Source organism: Mesorhizobium sp. BR115XR7A (genome assembly GCF_020165315.1).
Lineage (GTDB): Bacteria > Pseudomonadota > Alphaproteobacteria > Rhizobiales > Rhizobiaceae > Mesorhizobium > Mesorhizobium australicum.
Window position 1 is genome coordinate 406680 of sequence record NZ_JAIUHW010000003.1, and the last position, 18791, is coordinate 425470.

Consider the following 18791-nt stretch of genomic DNA (forward strand, 5'->3'; position numbering starts at 1 on the left):
AAAAACGGCAGCCTTTGACATTCGAGCGATCTTCATTGATCGCAACAACGAGGCACAACCGCCGTCTCCGGAGTAGTCGCCGACAATGTCGGATTCCAGGACATCGGCAAGGCTGCTCCACTTCAAAGCGCCGTCAACACACCATCTCGCGAATGCTGTCACAGCTTGGAAGCCCCAGCCCCCTCACCCCCCAGCCAATCTCGGCAGCAAAAATATCTCCGCCCCCGGCGGCAGTTCCTTCGACCACGTATCCCGGTAAATCGTCCCGTCGATCGCCACGGCTATGCCTCGGTCGATCCATGGCTCAAACCCGGGATACTGTTCAGCCAGTTTCCTGAACAGCTCCCTGATGTCCTTGGCTTCGACCTCGACCTTGCTCTTGCCTCCGGCAAGCTGGCTGAGCGCCCCCCAGAGCGTGACCTCGACCATCTCGCACCGGGGTCCTAGCCTTCCCGTTCCGCCTCGATCGCCGCGAGAATCCGGGGCGGCGACATCGGGATGTGGGTCATGCGCACGCCGGCCGCGTTCGACACCGCGTTGGCGATCGCCGCCAGCGGCGGCACGATCGAGGTTTCGCCGACACCGCGCACGCCATAGGGGTGGTTGGGGTTGGGGATTTCCAGGATCTGCGTGTCGATCATCGGCAGGTCGGAGCACACCGGGATGCGGTAGTCGAGGAAGCCGGCGTTCTGCAGCCGGCCGTCCTTGCCGTAAATATACTCCTCGTTGAGCGCCCAGCCAATGCCTTGCGCCGCACCGCCCTGGTACTGGCCCTCGACATAGGTCGGGTGCACCGCCTTGCCGGCATCCTGCACCACCGTGTAGCGGATCACCTTGGTCGAACCCGTCTCGGGGTCGACCTCGACGTCGCATATATGGGTGGCGAAGGAGACGCCGGCGCCGTCGGCGACGAGCTCGCTATGGCCGGCGATCGGCCCGCCCGTGGTGCCCGATTTGGCCGCGATCTCCTTCAGCGACAGCTTGCCGAGATTGCCGTGCTTCTCGCCCTTGGCGACCGCGTGGCCCTGTTCCCAGATCACGTCGTCGACCGAGATGTCCCACATCTGCGCGGCGCGCTCGCGCAGGATCTTGATCGCATTGCGGGCGGCCGAGATGGTCGCCATCGAGGACGAGAAGGTGCCGCGGCTGCCGTCGGTCATGTCGTTGTAACCAAGGGACGAGGTGTCGGCGACCACCGCCTTGAGCTGGGAATAGTCGATGCCGAGCTCCTCCGCCGCGACCAGCGACAGCGACGCGCGCGAACCGCCGACATCGACGGTGCCGACGGCCAGCGACACCGAGCCGTCCATGCCGATGTTCAAGTCCACGCAGGTCTGGCCGCCGAAATTGAACCAGAAGCCGCAGGCCATGCCCCTGCCCTGGTTCTCCTTCAGCGGCGCCTTCATGTGCGCATGGCTCTTCACCGCTTCCAGCGTCGGGCCGATGCCGATCGGGCCGTAGACCGGGCCGTAGGAGGAGCGCGTGCCTTCCTGGGCGGCGTTCTTGATGCGGAACTCGACCGGATCCATGCCGAGCTCCTTGGCGAGCTCGTCGACGGCACTTTCCACCGCGAAGGCCGCCATCGGCGCCGACGGCGCGCGATAGGCGGCGGTCTTCGGCCGGTTGACCAGCACTTCGTAGCCCACCGTCTTGACGTTATCGAGACGATAGCAGGCGAACGCCGTCATGGCGCCGATCTCGGCCCAGGAGCCGGCATAGGGGCCGGCGCTGTAGCGCAGCGTCGCTTCCGCCGCCGTGATGGTGCCGTCCTTGCGGGCGCCGATCTTGACGTCGATCGAGGTGGCGCTGGTCGGACCCGAGGCGCGGAACACCTCGTCGCGGGTCATGACGAGCTTCACCGGGCGTCCGGCCTTGCGCGACAGAGCGAGCGCCACCGGCTCGGCCCAGACATGGGTCTTGCCGCCGAAACCGCCGCCGATCTCGGAGGAGGTGACGCGCAGCTTCGAGGCCTCCATGCCCAGCAGCTGGGCGCAATGCTGGCGATAGACGAAATGGCCCTGCGTGCAGACCCACAGGTCCGCCGTGCCGTCGGAGCTGACATTGGCCACGCAGGCATGCGGCTCGATATAGCCCTGGTGGGTCTGCTCGGTCTTGAACGAGCGCTCGACGATGAAGTCGGCCTGCCCGAAACCCTGATGGACGTCGCCATGGCCGAACTGCGAGCGCTTGGTGACGTTGGAGGGCTTGACCGGCTTTTCCTCCAGCCCCTCGGTGAAGATCGTGTCGTTGATCAGCGGCGCGTGGTGCGCCATCGCCTCGTCGACGTCGGTGACATGCGGCAGCACCTCGTAGTCGACCTCGATCAGCTTCAGCGCCTGCCTGGCCGTGCGGGCATCGATCGCGGCGACGGCGGCCACCGCATGGCCGTCATAGAGCGCCTTGGTGCGCGCCATGCAATTGTCGAGGATGTCGTACATGGCGGCATCGCCATCGGTGAGGTCAGGCAGGTCGGCGGCGGTGATCACCGCCTTGACGCCCGCAAGCGCTTCCGCCTTCGAAGTGTCGATCTTGCGGATCTTGGCATGCGCGTGCGGGCTGCGCAGCACGCGGCCGACCAGCTGGCCGGCCATGTTGAAGTCGGCGCCATAGCGGGCGCGGCCGGTCACCTTGTCGACACCGTCGGGGCGGATCGGGCGCGTGCCGACGGATGCGAATTTACGCCCCGAAAAACGCGGATCGAAATTCATCTCAGGCTCCCTTCATAACGATGGCCGCGTCCTGGACGGCGCGCACGATCTTGTCGTAGCCGGTGCAGCGGCAGAGATTGCCGGCCAGGCCGAAGCGGATTTCCTCCTCGGTCGGGTCGGGGTTCTTGGCCAAGAGATCCTTGGCCGCGATCAGGAAACCTGGCGTGCAGATGCCGCATTGCAATGCGGCGTGCTCCAGGAATTTCTGCTGCAGCGGGTGCAGCCTGTCGCCATGCGCCATGCCCTCGACGGTCTCGATGCGGCGGCCTTCCGCTTCCGCGCCAAGCACCAGACACGAACACACGAGCCGGTCGTCGACGATGACGCTGCAGGCGCCGCAATCGCCCGTGCCGCAGCCTTCCTTGGCGCCGGTCAGTCCGAGCCGGTCACGCAGCACGTCGAGCAGCGTCTCGTCGGGCTGGCAGAGATATTCGACATTGTCGCCATTGATCGTGGTTGAAACCGCTACGCCAGCCATCATTTGCCTCCTGCACGTGCATAGGCGGTCATTGCGGCCCGCCTGGCCAGCACGCCCGCAACCTTGCGCCTGAATTCGATTGTGCCTCTTTTGTCGTCGATCGGCCGGCAGGCGCCGGCGCAGACCTTGGCCAGCCGCTCCAGCGCTGCCTCGTCGAGCTTGCGGCCGATCAGGGCCTCGGCCCCTTCTTCCACCAGCAACACGGTCGGCGCCGCGGCGCCGATCGCCACCCGGGCCGCCGTCACGACGCCAGCACCGTCCAGCGTCAGGTTGACGCCGGCGCTGACCACGGCGATGTCCATCTCGGTGCGCGGAATGAACCTGAGATAGGCATCGGCCGAACGCGGCGCGGGCTTGCCGAGCAGGATCGCCTCGATGATCTCGCCCTTGGCGAGCGATGTCCGGCCCGGCGCGGTCGGCACGGTCTCGACGGCAATGGTGCGCTTGCCCGACGGGCCGACGACCACGGCCTTGGCGCCCGCCGCCACCAGCGCCGGAACGCTGTCGGCCGCCGGCGAGGCGTTGCACAGATTGCCGACAATGGTGCAGCGTCCCTGCACCTGCTTCGAACCAATCAGCTTGGCCGCCTCGACCACTCCAGGCCAGGCCTTCTTCAAGCCGGCGTTCTCGCCCAGCACGGCGCAGGGCACGGCGGCGCCGATGCTGAAGCCGTCGGCGGTTTCCCTGATGTCGCGCAGGCCGGCGATCGACTTGATGTCGATGATCAGTTCGGGTTCGACAAAGCCGCCCTTCATCCTCACCAGGAGGTCACTGCCACCGGCAAGGATGGCGGCCGGGCCGGCCGATCCGGCCAATTGGCCGACGGCGTCTTCGATTGAAAGCGGACGTATGTAGCGCATCGTCTCCCCTTGGTATCGCGATTTTCAGCGACCGTTATAAACAATCGTCTCATAATGACCATCCGTTTCCCGAGCCGAGGCGATTGGGCCAGGTGCGGCAAAATGCAGTCCACTCGACCTGGAACATGGCCGCGAAGCGTCAGCCAGCGGGCCGATTGGGGCTTGACCGCCCCCCCCCGTGCGTCAATCCTTCCCGGCCAAGGGAGGAGTTTCCATGCGATGTCTGTTGGCTGTGCTTTGCGCCGTGACGCTGGCCGCGCCGGCTGGCGCCGCGACGCTCTATTACGGCGCCCGGGTTGGAATGGAGCTTACCATCGTCAAAAAGTCGGGCATCGGCTCCACGCACGCCAGTATCCTGGCCAGGCACGACAGGCGGAAGGCCCGCCTCTACTGCCGCGAATATGGCCATGATTTCACCCAGGAGTGCATTGATGCGGAAATGAACGCGCCCCTGCATTTCGAAATCACCGCCAACTGCAAGACCGGCGAATTCACCACCTTCTATGGCGCCGCCATGCTGTTCCAGGGCCGCAACAAGGGCGCGGATGTGACGACGGATTACCGGATCACCGCCGTCGACGAAAAGGTGGTGCTGGATGGCTCCGGCGCCTCGGGCTACGATTATACGCTGGACCAGTTCAAGGCGCTCTGCCCCAACCGCGTGAAGTAGACCGGTCGCGAGGCCTGGCCCGCCAAAGCCCGGGACTTGGACTGTGGCAAGCACGGCCGTTTATCGTTAGCAGAGGACCGCAGTGGAGGCGAAAGACCATGACCCTGACCAATCGCGACATTGTCGAACTGACCGAATGGCGGCGCAAGCTGCACCGGCAGCCGGAAATCTCGAACGAAGAGGAGAAGACGGCGAAAGAGGTCGTCTCTTTCCTCGCCGACACCGGGCCGGACAAGGTGCTGACCGGCCTCGGCGGCAACGGCGTCGCGGCCATCTACGACAGCGGCAAAAACGGACCAACCGTCCTGTTTCGGTCCGAACTCGACGCGCTGCCCATCGAGGAACTGTCCGGCGTGCCGCATGCATCGCAAATTCCTGGCAAGTCGCATATGTGCGGCCATGACGGGCACACCGCTATCCTGGCCGCCCTTGGCCGCCAGTTCGGGCGCGAACGGCCCGCCAGCGGCCGCGTCGTGCTGATGTTCCAGCCGGCCGAGGAAACCGGCAATGGCGCGGCCGGCGTCGTCGCCGATCCGCGCTTTGGCGAGATCGCGCCGGATTTCGCCTTCTCGCTGCACAATCTGCCCGGCGTGCCGTTCGGCGAGGTCAGGCTCAAGCCCGGCGTGGTCAACTGCGCCTCGCGCGGCATGCGCATCGTGCTGGAGGGCAAGACCGCGCATTCCTCCATGCCCGAGACCGGAACCTCGCCCATGCCGGCGATCTCGGAGCTGATGCCGGCCCTGCCAGCGCTCGGCCGCGCGACTTTCGCCGACGATGATTTCTCCATGGTCACCGTCACCCATGCGCGGATGGGCGAAGCCGTATTCGGCATCGCGCCCGCCCACGCCGAGGTCTGGGCGACGCTGCGCACGCGCCGCGACGAGCGCATGGCCGACCTCTGCGCCGCCGCCGAAACCCTGGTCAAGGAGATTGCCGGCCGCCACGGCCTCTCCGCCAGCTGGGATTATCACGAGATCTTCGTCGCCAGCGTCAACGCGCCGGATGCTGTCGAGCACCTGCGGCGCGCCCTCGCTGAAGAGAGCGTCGCGCATGGCGAGGAAGCCTTGCCGATGCGCGCCTCGGAGGATTTCGGCCTGTTCGGCCACAGCGCCAGGTCGGCGATGTTCTTCCTCGGTGCGGGCGAGCGGCACCCTGCCCTGCACAATCCCGACTACGACTTTCCCGACGATTTGATCCCGATCGGCTCGAAGATCTTCATGAGGACCGCGCGCAACCTTCTCGGCTGATCTCAGCGGCACGCCGGCCAGCTCCGCCGCAAAGCTCTGTCGATTGGCCACCTGGATGCCTCGAACTGGATATTCCCAACGGGCCGGATTGTGTGGCATCTGTGAGGGCAACGCGAGGAGTTCGAAAATGTACACGCCGCCCGCCTTCCGCGACGACGACAAGGACAGCCTGATCGCGACGATCCGCGCCGCGCGGCTGGCCAATCTCGTCACCGCCACGGCGGACGGGCCGCTCGCCACCCCCCTGCCGCTTTTTCTCGACGAGACCGAGGGCGAGCACGGCGTCATCCATGGCCATCTGGCCAGGGCCAACCCGCAGTGGCGCGTTCCCGCGATCGGCGACGGGCTCGCCATCTTCATGGGCCCGGACGCCTATGTGACCCCGGCCTGGTACGCCACCAAGCAGGAAACCGGCAAGGTCGTGCCGACCTGGAACTACGCCGCGGTTCATGCCTACGGGCCGGTCGAGTTCTTCGAGGATGCGGACAGGCTGCTGGAAGTTGTCACCCGGCTGACCAACCTGCATGAGGGCGCGCGCGCCGCGCCCTGGGCCGTGTCGGACGCGCCGCCAGACTTCATCCAGTCGCAGCTTCGCGGCATTGTCGGCCTGCGCATGCCGGTCGTCAGGCTCGAAGGCAAGCGCAAGATGAGCCAGAACCGCAACGCCGCCGACCGCGCCGGCGTGGCCTCCGGGCTGGCCGCGAGCGAGCGTCCGTCCGACCGCGAGGTCGCCGCCCTCATCTCGTGAAGGCACGGCGCCTCACCTTGCCAGCACCAGGTCGGCGTCCTCGAGAACGTACCGGACATAACGGTAGTCGCGAATGAAGCTGATCCGGCCGTCGCGCCATTCCAGCCACATGAAATGACTGGGTTTCGCGTCGGCCCGGTCTTCGAACACCGCGATCACCTCGCGGCCCTCGACCCATGCCGGCCTGAGCCACAAGCCGTCGCTCCTGGCGTAGATGGTGAAGAACATGCCGACGTCGGCGATCCCCGCGCGCGGCTTGTGCGTGGACTGATGGAGCCTCACATCGTCGGCCAGCAGCGCGCGCAAGCCGTCCCAGTCGCGTCGGTTGAACAGATTGACGTAGCGCAGGATGGCCGCCGATGCGATGCGCGCATCGGGGAGCGGATTGGCCTCGGCGTTGATCCGCCGAAGCCGGGCGCGGCCGCGCGCCAGATGCGCCTTCACCGCATCGACCGTGATGCCGAGCAGGGCGGCGATGTCGGCCAGCGGCTCGTCGAGCACATCCCTGAGGACGACGACGCTGCGTTGCGTCACCGGAAGCTTGGCGAAGCGCGACACGGCGGTTTGCACGGCTTGCCTGCGCATCAGCACCTCCACCGGGTCGGCTTCGTCGGCGATCTCGAGCGCCGCCTCGATCGGCTCGGCAACGCGGATCGCGCGACTGCGCAACAGGTCAAGCGCGCGGTTGTGGGCGATCCGGAACAGCCAGGGCCTGAGCCGAGGCGCCTCACACAACTCCTCCAGGGCAACGACTGCGCGCGCGAACGTGTCCTGCACGACATCCTCGCCGTCGATGACCGAGCCCATCAGGCGCGAACAATAGCGGTGCAGCTCGGGCCGCAAGCCGGCGGCAAGGGCAAGCAGCCCTTCCTGCCGGTCGCGCTCCACCGCTGGCTTTCCGTCGCTCAAGGACCGGCGCCCTCCATGATCGTCACCCCGGCGTCGCCGCTGAGGCCGAAGACGACGCCCTCGCCATACTGCGGGTCTTCCAGCAGCGAGACCACCCTGTCGCCGAACGCCCGGGGCGGCATCGGCGCGCCGAAGCGGGTGACGAATTGTTCCGGCGTAATGCCCATCGAGCCGGCATAGGCGCTCGCCGCCGCATCGCCGATCCCGGTGGCGAGGATCATCTGCCGCGGCACGATCGCCTGGAAGCGTATGCCGAGGCCTTTCTCCTGCGCCACGCCATTGGCATATTTGGCCATGAACCAGAGCATCCGCTTGGCGCCGCCATAACCGCCCGACATCTGCGAGCCGGTGACGGCCGCACCGCTCGACCCGACCAGCACCCGGCTGCCCGGCCCGAGCGGCAGGTTCAGCGACGCCTGCAGCCAGTAGAGCCCGGCCTTGACATCGGTTTCCCATGCGATGGAGAAGTCCTCCCACTTCAACTGGTCCAGCCGCCCCATCCGGGGCGTGGCGCCGGCGTTGAGCACCAGTATGTCAGGGCGGACCTCGCCAAGAATGCGATAGGCGGCGTCCTCGTCCGTGACATCGGCGGCGATGGTAGCGACCCCAAGCCGGGCACCGACCGCCTGCAGCGCCTCGGTGCCCCGCGCGACCACGGTCACGCCGGCACCTTGCTCGACCAGCGCTTCGACCAATCCGAGGCCAAGCCCACGGCTGCCGCCGGTGACCACGATTTTCTTGTCCCTGAGGCTCATTTGACCCTGCTCCAGTGTTCACTGTAGCTAAGACGTTTGAGTATCCGGAAAAGAGTCAGCGGTGGGGGAGATTTGTCGTCAGCCAGAAGCCGGGTCGACAGTCCGCGCCGCTGCTCGCTATGGATCTTGACGAAAATTGGTGCGCCGGTTTGGACATTGGGGCGCGACATGTGCTCCATGGCAGGTGACGAAGCGGTGGGGAAGAAGTGAAGCGCGTTTTTCGATTGTTTGCGGCGGCCGTCATGGCGTCCGCGCTGAGCGGCTGCACCAGCGTTTCCTACTACGCGCAATCGCTGGAGGGCCATGTCCGGATCATGGCCGCGCGCCAGGACGTTGGAAAACTGATCCAGGCCCCTTCGACGCCGGAGGCATTGCGCGCCAAGCTGACGTCGGCGAGCGCCATAAGGCGGTTCGCGACGGATGAGCTGGCACTGCCCGACAACAGCAGCTACCGCAGCTATGTCGACATCCACCGGGACGCCGTGACCTGGGCCGTTTTTGCCGCCCCGCAATTCTCGCTCACGCCAAAAACGTGGTGCTTTCCTGTTTTCGGCTGCGTTCCATACCGGGGATACTTCGATCGGAAATCCGCGACCGAAAGCGCCGTGGCACTTCATCGACAGGGGCTGGACGTCTATGTCACCGGCATTACCGCCTATTCCACGCTGGGCTGGTCCAGCGATCCGCTGCTAAGCACCATGCTGCGTCAGGACGACACCTATCTGGCGAGCCTTGTCTTCCATGAACTGGCGCATCAGCGCCTCTATGTGAACGGCGATTCCGCATTCAATGAGGCTTTCGCGGTCGCCGTCGAAACCACCGGCACGAGAAAATGGCTCCGCGCCGCCGGCGATCGCGCCGGATTGCGCCGCTACGAGGCCGATCGCAAGCGCAGCGCTGATTTTCTCGCACTGGTGTCGAAAACGCGCGACGAGTTGCGGCAGGTCTATGAAAGCTCCCGCCCCCCCGACGGGATGGCGGCGGCCAAGGCAGCCACGCTCGACAGGTTGCGGACGCGCTACCGGCAAATGCGCGACAGAAGCTGGGCTGGATACCGGGGATACGACGCCTGGTTCAATACGCCGATCAACAACGCAAAGCTCGCCGCGACGTCTGTCTATGGCGAACAGGTTCCGGCGTTTATTCGCTTGTTCGATTTATGCTCCGGCGATTATCCAAGGTTCTACGCATCCGTTCGACGGATCGCTGATCTGCACGAACCGGCCCGTGCCGAAGCGCTCAAGACCGCGACCACGTGCGATTGACTTGCAGAGCACGGTGGCTTTTGGCGTGCTCCGATGACTCTAAGCCTGGTTCGCTAAGACCAACGGTCCTATGCGCGCGTCGAGCACAAAACGCTCGCAGTGCTCGCCGTCGGACTCGTCGATGAAGCTCTCGACATGTTTGAAGCCGAGCTTCGCCAGGATCCGCAGCGACGCTACATTGCGCGCCGCCGCCTCGGCCGTCACCTGTTCGAGCGCCAGGGTCTCGAAGGCGTAGCGAACCACCTCGCGTGCCGCCTCGGAGCCCAGCCCCTGCCCCCAATGCGCACGCCCCAGCACAAATCCCAACGCGGCTGCCTTAGCCTCGTTCGCGCCGAAGGACAGGGTTATCGTCCCGATCGCGTCCGCCACGCCTGTCTGGTCTATCGACCATTTGATCGCCCGGCCGTCGGCCAACCGCTGACGCGCAAGGGCGAGCCATCGCTCGCCCGCGCCGATGTCGTCGGCAACGGGATCGCCGGCAAGGGAGGCGGATTCGACATCGCTCGCCCGCGCGAACCACGCCGGGATATCCCGCTCGCCCGGCGCCCGAAGCACGAGCCTTGGTGTGGTGAGCCTGGGAACTGCGTCCATGGAGGGCATTTTCGCCCTGGGGCGGCACCAATGCAACGGCGCTGAGGGCCACGGCGGCTGACCGCCAGGACAGAACCCCAAGGTACGCCCAACCGCCTTCAGCCCCAGCGCCGGGCGCTTCAATCACTCCGGGGCCACCCGGCTGCCGCCGGTCATGGCGTGAGATTTGGCAGTGGCGCCAGCCCACCGTAGGGCGGGACTATGGCAACGCGCGTTGGGGATTCGCGATGAACGGCCGTTGTGGGGCCGAAAGCGGAACGGCGGCCTTCGAAAGGCGGAAGCGAGTAAGCAGCCGTTGCTGTCACTCTCCTTCAAACACATTCCTCGTGGTCATGCATATCGCCGGCGGTGGTTCGCCTCCACTTCCCGTTTTCGTGTCTGGTGTGCTGAATTTGTCTCATTGGCGCTCGGCCTGCGGCTCCACTCTTGTCCCGCCACATCCGCCTGGTCGGGCTTCTCCCAATCCAGCTTCTTACGATACCAGTGCTCACGGACGCCGGAGGAAAGCATCATCAAACAGGACCCGGAATTGATCAATCGCCTCCTCGAAGCGGTCGAACCCTTCCTGTCGAAGCTTAGCGGCAAATGCGATGCTCGGGTCGGTACCGACGATCGCGGACCAATAGTATTGAACCATTCCGCGGGCGTCGCGCTCATTCAGCCGCATGATAGTGTAGCGGATCCCTTTCCTCAGGCTGTCGGAGGCAATAGGCGATGCCAAAATCGGATCGAAGACGTTTTCATGAAGGAATGCGAGGATTTCTCGCTCCTTGCGCCCGTGTACCCTCGCCATGTCCGATGCCCCCAGCTTGGGGCAGAGAAGATCACGGTATTATTGGCGCGTCCACTTGTATCCTGTGCCTGACCAATGCGGAGAACGCCGCATGGAGGCTCATCGAGGCGGTTGAAGAGGGGGCCGTGTAATAGCGCTTCCCTCAAGCTTAGGGACGAACGACGACTATGTGAGCCACGTGACGTTTATCCGCGCCCTGCAGTTCGTGGACTACGTGATGACCAGCGTGCGGCCGAAGACCGACACGGTGCAGTGATTTGTGCTGGGGATACAAGCCACCGGCCCTTGTAAATGAGCATCCGATCTGATTTGTAGAATGTAGCTTGCGGATAGATTCTGCTGTTGTTGTTTCGGCGATAGTTGATATCAATGCAGGGCTTACTGCCTGACCATTCCTTACGGACTGACCATATTGTCCGCTGCCTTGGCAAAAGAGTATCCGCAAGCCTTTCATGTCAGAGTTAAGCAACCTCCGAGATGTCACAACGCTCCCCCAACTTGCCAGACTATTGGACTTTCCAGCCGAGAATCTCTCATTCGCGCTTTATTGGCATCGGCGCAGGCGACCCTATCATCACTTCACCATTGCGAAAAAAAACGGCGGTCGCCGTGTCATAGCAGCGCCGAATGGCAAGCTGAAGTTTGTCCAGGGCAGGCTTGCCGATCTCCTAGGCCGCATTGAGTCTGAAATGGAGCTAAAGCGCACCACGCGCTCCAGGGTCCTGTCGCATGGCTTCAAGAAAACCTTCTCCATCATTACCAACGCCAATCAGCACCGCAATCGCCGGTGGGTGTTCAACGCCGATATCAAGGACTTCTTTCCATCCATCAATTTCGGCCGCGTCTATGGCTTCTTCCTCAAGGACAATAATTTCGAGCTCCATCCAAAGATTGCGACAATCATCGCGCAAATCGCCTGCTATCAAAACCAACTTCCTCAGGGCAGCCCCTGTTCGCCGGTCATTTCGAACCTCATCACTCACATCCTCGACATCAAGCTGAACAGATTGGCGAACGATCTGCATTGCACCTACACGCGCTACGCTGACGACATAACGTTCTCAACTAATGAAAAAGAGTTCCCCGAGCGTATCGCCAGATTGGTCAGGGGCAGCGACGACAAATGGGTTGCCGGCGACGGCCTGCTCCACCTGCTTTACCGTGCTGGATTTCAGATAAATCACGATAAGACGCGCATGCAGCGCCGGGACTCTAGGCAGGACACCACAGGTCTTATAGTCAACCAGAAGCTGAATGTGCGGCATGAGTATTACAAGCAGGTGCGCGCAATGTGCCATCACCTGTTTAAAGAGGGCTTTGCGTACTCGGAGCCTAGCAGGATTCCAGTGAGCAACCACACCCTCGAAGGAATGCTGAGTTTTATCTACCAGATCCGGAGACTCAGGAGCCTCTCAATTGTTGTCGAAGACGAGATTGAGCGAAATACGTTCTTCAAGAGGGACCAACCGGGTTTTACTGAGCTTTATGGTCGGTTCCTCAACTATCGGTCGTTCTACGGCATGATTAAGCCCACCATCATTTGTGAGGGCAAGACGGACAACATCTACCTTCTGGCTGCGATCAAAAAGCTCGCCCCAAAATTCCTTAAGCTTATCGACCCCATTCAAAAGGTGCCGATGAAAGTACAATTTTTCAACTACTCCCACCAAAGCGCGCTGTTTCAGAGCCTTTCTGGAGGGGGCGATGAGATGTACAAGCTTATGAAGGAATTCAAGGAGCGCATAGAATTCTTCAAACATGGTCTGTCTCACCCCGTGATCATGGTTATCGACAACGACAAAGCGTCAAAAGGTATCTTCAGCTACATCGGCACAGTTCACGGGACTGGGCCAGTCAGCGGCCTTGACCCATTTTATTACGTTTATGAAAATCTCTACGTCGTTCCTGTACCGACAACGGCTGACGTTACCGCAATTATCGAGGATCTGTTCGACCCGTCGGTGAAAAGACCGATCAACGGCAGAACGTTTAGCGATAGCAACAAGAAATTCGATCTTACAAAACACTACGGCAAAAACGAATTTGCAACGACAATCGTTGCGCCCGAGCGTGACACCATCGATTTCACCAAGTTCGAACCGATGCTGCAGGCCATATGCGATGTCATGGATCATTTTGCGGCAATCCTCGCAGCTAAACCTGAGGCCGCAGTTCCGCCTTTGGCAGCTACTGGCACGTAAAAAAGCAGTCTCGAAGGCTACTCAGTGTACAAGTCCCATTTCACGCCCCCGGAAAATTCTAAGGAATTCCAACATCAGTTCGGGATGCAACGGTCTCCCTCTGCGGCCGTCAGCTACGTCTGCTTTGAGGAATCCGTGTGGCGGTTCCCCAACGACCAAGATAAGGCGCATTCCTGACGTAGCCAACCAACGTGCGTCTCGTATCACATCTTGCGGTTTAGCCACCGGTGGCAGCACGGCGGCCCAACCCGCCTGTCCTACACAAAGCTGTCACCAACCCGGCTTATCCGATCCTCGGGAATGAACCATCCACACGACACGCCTTGAAACCGCCCGGCCGGAGGGCGATCGGGACATGTGGAATGTTGTTTTCGGAGACGACCATGCTTGAACGGACGGACAGGGCAGCACCCCATCGGGATCAGCCGAAGAAACACGATCTGTGGTTGAGCGAATTCGAGATTGTGCTGCGCGACCGTGTCATTGCCAATGGCGCGGTCAGGATCGAAGACGGCCGGATCGCGGAGATCCGCGACCGGCCTGTCGAGAATGCCGACTTCGTCGGCGGCGGCCGCCTGCTGCTGCCTGGTTTCATCGACATGCACGGCGACATGGTGGAACGGGAAGTGGAGCCGCGCAGCGGGGTCCACGTGCCGATGGAAATCGGCATCGCCGAGCTCGACAAGCGGCTGGCCTCCTGCGGCGTGACCACCGCCTATGCCGCGCTCTCCTTCATCGGCAACAGCGCCACGGCCGCCTTGCTGCGCTCGGAAGAACACACATCGTCCATCATCGAGACCATCGCCGGGCTGAAAGACCACCTTCTGGTCGATCACCGCATCCATGCCCGCTTCGAGGTGACGTTCAGCGCGGCTGTCGGCGTGCTGGAAAGATTGATGGATGCCGGCAAGCTGCATTTGATTTCGCTGATGGATCACACGCCCGGCCAGGGACAATACCGCGACGTCGAACTGTATATCGCCCGCCTGGCCAAGGAGCGCGGCATGTCCATTGCCGACGTATCCGAGGTCGTCGGCAAGCGCATGGCCGATCGGAACGGGCATGGCGGTGTGCTCGGCACGCTGCAGGGCCTGTCGGCGTTTGCCCGCGCGCGCGGCATCGTGCTCGCCTCGCACGATGACGACACGCCGGAAAAGGTGGAATTCGTCCACGGCCTGGGAACCGTGCTCAGCGAATTCCCGGTGACGCTGGAGGCGGCGCGGGAAGCCCGCCGGCTGGGCATGTATACGGCCATGGGCGCGCCCAATGCGCTGCGCGGAGAATCCTATTCCGGCAATCTTTCCGCTCGCCAGGCCTATGAGGCCGGGTTGCTCGACATGCTGGCCAGCGACTATCACCCGGCCTCGATCCTGCCGGCCGTCCTCGGCCTGGCGAAACTGAGCGACGGTGGCCTGGCGAAGGCGGCGGCGCTGACGAGCGCCAACCCGGCCGCCGCACTCGGGCTCACCGATCGCGGAGCCATCGAAGCTGGGCTCCTGGCCGATCTCGTCGTGGCCGACCGCCAGCCGGTGCCACGTGTGCGAGCCACCTTCCGCGCCGGCCGCATGATCTACGGCGACGGTACGCTTGAACCGGCGCGGAACAGGGTGATCGAGGGAGGCCGCGACCGGCCGCTGCCGGCCGACCGAGGGCAATCCCAGGACTAGACACCTAGGCAACTAGGGCTTAGCGGTTCTCTGGGGAAAAGCGCGTGGCGCTTCCCCAGTAGTTGCTAAAGATCGAGCACCACCATCATCCCGCGCACCTCCGCCATTTCCAGCAGCAGATCCTGCAGGTTTTCGGTGGTCAGCGGCGCACCTGATATCGCCGGCAGTTCGGCGATACTCTCCCTCATCGAAATCACGGGGACCCCGGTTTTTTCAGAAAGCAGCCGCGCGATGGCTGCGCGGACAAGCGCAATCTGGTCAGGCATGATTCCCCTTTCATGCTACGATAACGGCACCATTTTCTTCATACTGTATGCCTTGCCGCAACTTATGCGAGCATTCATTCACGCTTGCAAGTCGTCTCGTTGATGTTCGTATGATCGACAGCCGCCCAACGGGGAGAGCGACGGCGTGCCGCTGTCGTCGCCTTCCATGGCGCGGAGCAGGGCAAGCGGCACTTCGTGCCGGCAGAGCCCGATCAAAATCCTGCCTTGCACCGTCACCGGCAATTCGGTGTATCTGTCGAAAATGGAATAGGTGCCTGTCGGCTCGTTCAAAATCTCGAAACGGTCCAATGCAAACCTCAACCTTCCCCGGAACGCAGCAACGCACGCGTCCATCGGAGGTTGCCTAAAAAAATCGATTTTTGCGGGGAGGCGCGAAAGAGTTCCAATTGGCTCTTGCCGAAGCCGGCGGCCTCGCTCATCCATGGCGTACAGACACTGGGGCCAATGATGACCGATACCAGCCTTCACCTCGTCGAAGCGTCGATCGACCAATTGCGCCAAGCGCTCGACAACGGCGCCATCACCAGCGTCGAACTGGTCGCGGCCTATGTCAGGCGGATCGCGTATTTCGACCGGCACGGCATCGCGCTGAACGCCGTGCCGGTGCTCAACCCTGAAATGTTCGAGGATGCCGCCGCTTCCGACGAGCGGCGCCGGCAAGGAAAGACGCTTGGCCCGCTCGACGGCATCCCCTACACCGCCAAGGACAGCTACAAGGTCAAAGGCCTGACGGTGGCTGCCGGCTCGCCCGCCTTCGAGCATCTCGTCGCCAATGAGGACGCCTTCACCATCGCCCGGCTGCGCGCCGGCGGCGCGGTGCTGATCGGCCTCACCAACATGCCGCCCATGGCCAATGGCGGCATGCAGCGCGGCGTCTATGGCCGCGCTGAAAGCCCCTACAATGGCGACTATCTGACCGCCGCCTTCGCGTCGGGCTCCTCCAACGGCTCGGGCACCGCGACGGCGGCCAGCTTCTGCGCCTTCGGGCTCGGCGAAGAGACGTGGTCGTCCGGCCGTGCGCCGGCCACCAACAACGCGCTGGTCGCCTACACGCCCTCGCGCGGCGTCATTTCGGTGCGCGGCAACTGGCCCTTGGTGCCGACCATGGATGTCGTGGTGCCGCACACGCGCAGCGTGCCCGACATGCTGGAACTGCTTGACGTCATCGTCGCCGACGATCCGGAAACGCGAGGCGATTTCTGGCGCGCCCAGCCTTGGGTGGCGCTGCCGAAAAGCTCCGGGATGCGGCCACGACGTTATACCGACCTGACGCTTGCGGGTTCGCTGAAGGGCAAGCGGCTCGGCGTACCCAGAATGTATATCGGCCGCGACGCAGAAATAGATCGCCCGATCGAAACCCGCGCCTCGGTACTTGATCTCTGGGAACAGGCGGCCGCGGATCTGCGGCGGCTCGGCGCCGAAGTGGTCGAGGTCGACTTTCCCGTCGTCTCCAACTATGAGCGCGACCGCCCAGGCGCGCGGACCATGGTCGAGCGTGGGCTGGTGCCCGGGGACTTCGCCGACCGCGAAATCTGGGATCTCTGCATCTGGGGCTGGGACGATTTCCTGCGCGCCAACGCCGACCCTGCTCTGCCCGATCTCGCCTCGGTCGACGGCCCAAAAATCTTCCCGCAGCCACCGGGCACGCTGCCCGACCGCTATGAAGGCGGCTTCGATCTGGCGCAGTATGTCGAGCGGGCAAAGCTCGGCGTCGCGCCCTTGACCCACATTCCCACGATCGCGGATGGCATCAAGGGACTCGAAGCAACAAGACGCATCGACTTCGAGGACTGGCTGGACGCACAAGGCCTCGATGCCGTGGTCCTGCCGGCCGCCGCCGATGTCGGCCCGGCCGACGCCGACGTCAACGAGGCGTCAGCCGATCTGGCCTGGCGCAACGGCACCTGGGTCGCCAACGGCAATCTGGTCTGGCGCCATTTCGGCATCCCGACCGTCACCGTGCCGATGGGCACAATGGCCGACATCGGCATGCCGGTCGGCCTGACCTTCGCAGGCAAGGCCTATGACGATGAAAGGCTGCTTTGCATGGCCGGCGATTTCGAGCGTTCCACGCAGCGCCGCACCCAGCCGCCGCGCACGCCTGAATTGCCTGATGATGTCTTTTCGGATCATCCCGGCCAAGCCGGCACAGGCAAGACGCCGGCGCCAACCATCAAGCTTGCGGTCGAGACGCGCGCTAACGGTGATCAGGATGAGATTGCCATCACGATCGAAATGGTTGGCGAGATACCTGAAACGGCCAGCATCAAGGTCCATGTCAACGGAGAGGCCGTTGAGATGCAGCGAACCGGCATGCGGTTCACCGGGCAGGCGCTCGTCCCTGCCGCCGAGCATCGGCGCCTGCACAGCGTCTGGCGCGGCTCCTACGGCTCCATCGTGACTGCTGTCTTGCGGCTTCAGGATGGGCGCACCGCCGGTGCATACGCGGTCACCGGCGGAATCGAGTGATGATGCGCCGTACGGGCCGCCTTACCATGCACAACGGGCCAAGCCACGGAACCCAGCCATGATCAAAGTCAAGCAACTCGCCCATGTCTGCATTTTCGCCAACGACCTGGAAGAAACACGGCGCTTCTACGAAAATGTCCTTGGCATGGATATCCAGTTCAATTTCCTGCGCGATGGCGCGGTTTTCGGTTTCTACCTCAATTGCGGCGGCCGCAGCCATGTCGAGGTCTTCCAGAAAGAGGGCGCGCGGTTCAGCGAGACGGATCAGATCAACCATTTCTGCCTGGAAGTCGAAGACATCGACGCCGCGATCGCGCACATCGCGTCCATGGGCGTGGACATCACCGCCAAAAAGCACGCCTGCGACGACACGTACCAGGCCTGGCTGCGCGACCCCAACGGGGTGAAGATCGAACTGTTCGAATACACCGGCAAAAGCGCGCAATTCACCGGCGGCGACCGCGTCGCGGACTGGTAGGCTAGTCGCGCGCGGCCCACAGCAAACCGCGCTCCATGATTAGCGCCATTTCCGGCACCGCGAACTCATCCGCCGTATGGCCAAGGGAACTGTAAAAAACCTTGCCCGCGCCATAGCGGCGCTTCCAGACGACCGGCATGACGACGCCGTCGATGCCGGGAAAATGCGCGTCGGTGAAGGTGGTTGTCGCCAGCACGTCGTTGCCCGGGTCGACATGCATGTAATATTGCTCCGACCGGTAGGCGAAATCGCTGACGCCTTTCGTGACCGGATCGTCCGGCCGGGTGATGACGACATGGTAGTCGATGATGTTGCCGGGATGCGCGACCCACTGGCCGCCGGTCATGAACTGGTAGTCGGGCTCCGCGCGAAAACTGTCGCCCATCGTGCCGTGAAAGCCGCCCAGCCCGCTCCCCAGGCGAACCGCCTGCGTCAGGTTGTTCAGCTCGACCTTTTCGATCGTCGACATGGTGATGACAGGCACGATGAGATCGAATGATGCAAGGTTCGGATCGGCGAACATCGCTGTCCCCTCGCCGAGCGTGACCGCGAAGCCGTTACGCTCCAGCATGTCGCGGATGATGTTGGCGCTGCGCTCTGGCGTGTGGCCTTCCCAGCCTCCCCAGGCAATCAGGGCTTTCCTGGACATGCGGCAACCTCCCTCG

At 63.3% G+C, this 18791-nt stretch carries 19 protein-coding genes; 8 read left to right on the top strand and 11 right to left on the bottom strand.

Annotated elements, in window-relative coordinates:
• Positions 1–183: 183 nt before the first annotated feature.
• The 4 genes from LB557_RS08955 to LB557_RS08970 are packed head-to-tail and all read right to left on the bottom strand — an operon-like array spanning position 184 to position 4046.
• On the bottom strand, positions 184–429 hold the full coding sequence (locus LB557_RS08955) for a MoaD/ThiS family protein (RefSeq protein ID WP_224713051.1): 246 nt from the start codon (positions 427–429) through the stop codon (positions 184–186).
• A 14-nt stretch (positions 430–443) separates the two neighbouring features.
• On the bottom strand, positions 444–2708 hold the full coding sequence (locus LB557_RS08960) for a xanthine dehydrogenase family protein molybdopterin-binding subunit (protein WP_224643662.1): 2265 nt from the start codon (positions 2706–2708) through the stop codon (positions 444–446).
• Position 2709: 1 nt separating this feature from the next.
• On the bottom strand, positions 2710–3186 hold the full coding sequence (locus LB557_RS08965; RefSeq protein WP_015316741.1) for a (2Fe-2S)-binding protein: 477 nt from the start codon (positions 3184–3186) through the stop codon (positions 2710–2712).
• Entirely contained in the window at positions 3186–4046 is an 861-nt protein-coding gene (locus LB557_RS08970; protein ID WP_224643661.1) for an FAD binding domain-containing protein, read from the bottom strand. The genes LB557_RS08965 and LB557_RS08970 overlap by 1 nt, the downstream gene beginning before the upstream one ends.
• A gap of 214 nt (positions 4047–4260) precedes the next feature.
• On the opposite strand from LB557_RS08970, the gene LB557_RS08975 reads away from it, so the two are divergent.
• From LB557_RS08975 to LB557_RS08985, 3 genes are all read left to right on the top strand, one after another.
• Positions 4261–4716, top strand: a complete 456-nt coding sequence (locus LB557_RS08975) for a hypothetical protein (protein WP_224643660.1) — start codon at positions 4261–4263, stop codon at positions 4714–4716.
• Positions 4717–4814: 98 nt separating this feature from the next.
• On the top strand, positions 4815–5963 hold the full coding sequence (locus LB557_RS08980) for an amidohydrolase (protein WP_224643659.1): 1149 nt from the start codon (positions 4815–4817) through the stop codon (positions 5961–5963).
• 127 nt (positions 5964–6090) lie between these two features.
• Entirely contained in the window at positions 6091–6711 is a 621-nt protein-coding gene (locus LB557_RS08985) for an FMN-binding negative transcriptional regulator (RefSeq protein WP_224643658.1), read from the top strand.
• A 12-nt stretch (positions 6712–6723) separates the two neighbouring features.
• On the opposite strand, the gene LB557_RS08990 is transcribed toward LB557_RS08985, so the two are convergent.
• Entirely contained in the window at positions 6724–7620 is an 897-nt protein-coding gene (locus LB557_RS08990) for a sigma-70 family RNA polymerase sigma factor (protein WP_224643657.1), read from the bottom strand.
• On the bottom strand, positions 7617–8375 hold the full coding sequence (locus LB557_RS08995; protein WP_224643656.1) for an SDR family NAD(P)-dependent oxidoreductase: 759 nt from the start codon (positions 8373–8375) through the stop codon (positions 7617–7619). Before LB557_RS08995 ends, LB557_RS08990 begins: the two co-directional genes overlap by 4 nt.
• A gap of 242 nt (positions 8376–8617) precedes the next feature.
• Between LB557_RS08995 and LB557_RS09000 the strand changes: the two genes are divergently transcribed.
• Positions 8618–9640 carry an aminopeptidase gene (locus LB557_RS09000; protein ID WP_224643666.1) on the top strand — a complete coding sequence of 341 codons (1023 nt, stop codon included), beginning with the start codon at positions 8618–8620 and terminating at the stop codon, positions 9638–9640.
• A gap of 39 nt (positions 9641–9679) precedes the next feature.
• Here LB557_RS09000 and LB557_RS09005 read toward each other — a convergent pair whose 3' ends face one another.
• Positions 9680–10231: a GNAT family N-acetyltransferase gene (locus LB557_RS09005; protein ID WP_224643655.1), complete on the bottom strand. Its 552-nt coding sequence runs from the start codon at positions 10229–10231 to the stop codon at positions 9680–9682.
• A 487-nt stretch (positions 10232–10718) separates the two neighbouring features.
• Positions 10719–11024 (bottom strand): hypothetical protein, encoded by a 306-nt coding sequence (locus tag LB557_RS09010; protein ID WP_224643654.1) that lies wholly within the window; start codon positions 11022–11024, stop codon positions 10719–10721.
• Positions 11025–11476: 452 nt separating this feature from the next.
• Between LB557_RS09010 and LB557_RS09015 the strand changes: the two genes are divergently transcribed.
• On the top strand, positions 11477–13225 hold the full coding sequence (locus LB557_RS09015) for a retron Ec67 family RNA-directed DNA polymerase/endonuclease (protein WP_224643653.1): 1749 nt from the start codon (positions 11477–11479) through the stop codon (positions 13223–13225).
• A gap of 440 nt (positions 13226–13665) precedes the next feature.
• Positions 13666–14892 carry an alpha-D-ribose 1-methylphosphonate 5-triphosphate diphosphatase gene (locus tag LB557_RS09020; protein ID WP_224643665.1) on the top strand — a complete coding sequence of 409 codons (1227 nt, stop codon included), beginning with the start codon at positions 13666–13668 and terminating at the stop codon, positions 14890–14892.
• A gap of 65 nt (positions 14893–14957) precedes the next feature.
• Here LB557_RS09020 and LB557_RS09025 read toward each other — a convergent pair whose 3' ends face one another.
• Both LB557_RS09025 and LB557_RS09030 read right to left on the bottom strand, forming a co-directional pair.
• Positions 14958–15158 (bottom strand): hypothetical protein, encoded by a 201-nt coding sequence (locus LB557_RS09025; RefSeq protein WP_224643652.1) that lies wholly within the window; start codon positions 15156–15158, stop codon positions 14958–14960.
• A 78-nt stretch (positions 15159–15236) separates the two neighbouring features.
• A complete protein-coding gene (locus LB557_RS09030) occupies positions 15237–15467 on the bottom strand; it encodes a hypothetical protein (RefSeq protein ID WP_140665957.1) in 231 nt (76 codons plus the stop codon).
• A 159-nt stretch (positions 15468–15626) separates the two neighbouring features.
• On the opposite strand from LB557_RS09030, the gene LB557_RS09035 reads away from it, so the two are divergent.
• Both LB557_RS09035 and LB557_RS09040 read left to right on the top strand, forming a co-directional pair.
• Positions 15627–17648 carry an amidase gene (locus LB557_RS09035; protein WP_224643651.1) on the top strand — a complete coding sequence of 674 codons (2022 nt, stop codon included), beginning with the start codon at positions 15627–15629 and terminating at the stop codon, positions 17646–17648.
• Between the two features lie 58 nt (positions 17649–17706).
• Positions 17707–18126 (top strand): VOC family protein, encoded by a 420-nt coding sequence (locus LB557_RS09040; RefSeq protein WP_224643650.1) that lies wholly within the window; start codon positions 17707–17709, stop codon positions 18124–18126.
• A 1-nt stretch (position 18127) separates the two neighbouring features.
• On the opposite strand, the gene LB557_RS09045 is transcribed toward LB557_RS09040, so the two are convergent.
• Complete coding sequence (locus LB557_RS09045) at positions 18128–18775, bottom strand: ThuA domain-containing protein (RefSeq protein ID WP_140713851.1); 648 nt, start codon at positions 18773–18775, stop codon at positions 18128–18130.
• Positions 18776–18791: the final 16 nt, after the last annotated feature.

Excerpts from the sequence above, each read along its gene's own strand:
- LB557_RS08955 (WP_224713051.1), bottom strand. The coding sequence starts at position 429 with ATGGTCGAGGTCACGCTCTGGGGGGCGCTCAGCCAGCTTGCCGGAGGC.
- LB557_RS08960 (WP_224643662.1), bottom strand. The coding sequence starts at position 2,708 with ATGAATTTCGATCCGCGTTTTTCGGGGCGTAAATTCGCATCCGTCGGC.
- LB557_RS08965 (WP_015316741.1), bottom strand. The coding sequence starts at position 3,186 with ATGGCTGGCGTAGCGGTTTCAACCACGATCAATGGCGACAATGTCGAA.
- LB557_RS08970 (WP_224643661.1), bottom strand. The coding sequence starts at position 4,046 with ATGCGCTACATACGTCCGCTTTCAATCGAAGACGCCGTCGGCCAATTG.
- LB557_RS08975 (WP_224643660.1), top strand. The coding sequence starts at position 4,261 with ATGCGATGTCTGTTGGCTGTGCTTTGCGCCGTGACGCTGGCCGCGCCG.
- LB557_RS08980 (WP_224643659.1), top strand. The coding sequence starts at position 4,815 with ATGACCCTGACCAATCGCGACATTGTCGAACTGACCGAATGGCGGCGC.
- LB557_RS08985 (WP_224643658.1), top strand. The coding sequence starts at position 6,091 with ATGTACACGCCGCCCGCCTTCCGCGACGACGACAAGGACAGCCTGATC.
- LB557_RS08995 (WP_224643656.1), bottom strand. The coding sequence starts at position 8,375 with ATGAGCCTCAGGGACAAGAAAATCGTGGTCACCGGCGGCAGCCGTGGG.
- LB557_RS09000 (WP_224643666.1), top strand. The coding sequence starts at position 8,618 with ATGGCGTCCGCGCTGAGCGGCTGCACCAGCGTTTCCTACTACGCGCAA.
- LB557_RS09005 (WP_224643655.1), bottom strand. The coding sequence starts at position 10,231 with ATGGACGCAGTTCCCAGGCTCACCACACCAAGGCTCGTGCTTCGGGCG.
- LB557_RS09010 (WP_224643654.1), bottom strand. The coding sequence starts at position 11,024 with ATGGCGAGGGTACACGGGCGCAAGGAGCGAGAAATCCTCGCATTCCTT.
- LB557_RS09015 (WP_224643653.1), top strand. The coding sequence starts at position 11,477 with ATGTCAGAGTTAAGCAACCTCCGAGATGTCACAACGCTCCCCCAACTT.
- LB557_RS09025 (WP_224643652.1), bottom strand. The coding sequence starts at position 15,158 with ATGCCTGACCAGATTGCGCTTGTCCGCGCAGCCATCGCGCGGCTGCTT.
- LB557_RS09035 (WP_224643651.1), top strand. The coding sequence starts at position 15,627 with ATGACCGATACCAGCCTTCACCTCGTCGAAGCGTCGATCGACCAATTG.
- LB557_RS09040 (WP_224643650.1), top strand. The coding sequence starts at position 17,707 with ATGATCAAAGTCAAGCAACTCGCCCATGTCTGCATTTTCGCCAACGAC.
- LB557_RS09045 (WP_140713851.1), bottom strand. The coding sequence starts at position 18,775 with ATGTCCAGGAAAGCCCTGATTGCCTGGGGAGGCTGGGAAGGCCACACG.